The sequence below is a fragment of the Flammeovirga aprica JL-4 genome (genome assembly GCF_012844305.1).
Lineage (GTDB): Bacteria > Bacteroidota > Bacteroidia > Cytophagales > Flammeovirgaceae > Flammeovirga > Flammeovirga aprica.
Map to the genome: position 1 here is coordinate 1 of NZ_JABANE010000262.1, position 1895 is coordinate 1895.

The window sequence follows — 1895 nt, forward strand, 5'->3', positions numbered from 1 at the left end:
CTATGACCATTTTTCACTATATCGTTGCCTTCACAGTGAGGACAACGTATTTCTTTGTAATGTCTCATATATATATAACAAAGAATCAACCTAAATCATCCATTACCAAAAGGTAATATGGAAGGTGAGTATCTATTCTATTTTCAAAATGGTAAAATAGAAATGGTAGGTGATTACCTAGATGGTCAAAAGGTTGGTGAGTGGATTACATATGATAAAGAAGGAAATATATTAAGTAAAGAGAACTTTAAAGTTACTCAATAAGAATTTTGAACTTATTCCACCCTATATTATATCGCAAGTGTTAAGCCGGTTGTGTCACTTGTGAGTAATAGTTTTCGAAGTCGGGAGACTTTTTCATGTTTAGTTCCAAGTGACGCCTGTCGGCTTAACACTTAAAACAGGAGAAAGTACAAGAAAAAATCACCAATTGACCTGGACAGTTGTATGAACAAAAAATCTATCTACAAATATTTTATTTCGCTTATTATTTTTATGAGTTGTGATGCCCAAAAGACACCTAAGGTTATATACGAATCGTGTAATAAAGAATGTATAAATCTTGACTTAGGTAATTACAATAAGTGGAATATTGTTTCATTCTTTCACAATGAAACAAGTACTTACTTAACAATGAGCAATGAAACAGAATATTTAGAGATTAAACTCTATAGTACAGAAGAAAATGTCTTCTACGGAGAATACATCAATGATAATCAGAGTTTTTATTGCCAATATTATTTTTCGGATTGTGATACCAATATTTTTTATAAAAAGAAGCCATCAGGAATTAAAGAGTTTAGAAGAGGTAAATATGTCTATCAATTTAATGAGAGACAGTTGTCTGAAGGGCAAAGATGTTTTTACCTAATGAATAGAGACTCTTTGAGAAAGGTTAGAGGAGATAAACTACAGTTTTTACCAAGTGTGAATTGTAATGAATTGGACTATATATAATTCAATGATATATTTAATACAGGAAACAGATTTAAATAAGTACCAACATAAGCAAATTATTTTACTAAAATGAGTGAGGAAACTTCAAATGAAACATTACATATACCAGGGATTATACTTACTATTATCTTTTTGGGACTAATATTAAGTTTTCTTTTTAGAACAACTCATACAACTCTTTTTATAGCAAAAAGATATACCATCGGTTATTTAAGTAACAGTGAACGTAAAAAATCAAATTCTGCATATTACTTCAAGGTGAATGGTATAAAATGTAGAGTAATCTCTCGAAGAAAAGAGTAATGATTACTATTTAATTGAATTCTCTATGAGAGACCCTTTTATTGCAGATGTATTGTGTCCTTTGCCATCAATATCAGGTTTGAAAGTGCCGTATTATGGTTGGTCTAAAGAAGAGTGTGATTCTCTTAAATTGTGTATGTAATTATTCATACAGATTTCATTAACATCAAGTGAGTGCTCAGTCATGGCGTACGTTATTTTGTTCTGAAGACAAAAAAAGGCTGATCCTCCAAAGAGAATCAGCCTCACACTTTTTAAAGAAACGAATCGTCTAAAACATTGGTTCGTCAGTGATTATAATACCGTCAACGTTTACTTCTTAACGATCACCATCAATGCCGTGCGTAGTGTGCCTCCTCCGTTATCGTCTCAGATCTAGATAGCCGTTTCGAGTCTTTCTAGACTTAGTCTAAGTACTCATCATTTCCATCAAAACGAAATTTATCTTAATTATTTATAGGTATATAAACTTACGTCGCCCAATCACAAAGCTGTTTTTGGGTGACATGAATTGAAGAAACCATCCGTGCCAATAATTTTTTGAAAATTGTTTTCCGATATACCCTTCTATTAAATCGAAAATGAAATTCATCTAAATATCGTTGGATATATTGATCACTGACATGGTGATGAAT

At 31.5% G+C, this 1895-nt stretch carries 2 protein-coding genes; both read left to right on the forward strand.

Annotated features, from left to right (window positions below; translation table 11 throughout):
• The first annotated feature begins 117 nt into the window (after window positions 1-117).
• Window positions 118-264, forward strand: a complete 147-nt coding sequence (locus HHU12_RS33695) for a toxin-antitoxin system YwqK family antitoxin (protein WP_169661115.1) — start codon at window positions 118-120, stop codon at window positions 262-264.
• Between the two features lie 369 nt (window positions 265-633).
• Window positions 634-957, forward strand: coding sequence for a hypothetical protein (locus HHU12_RS33700; RefSeq protein ID WP_169661116.1), 324 nt, complete (start codon window positions 634-636; stop codon window positions 955-957).
• Window positions 958-1895: the final 938 nt, after the last annotated feature.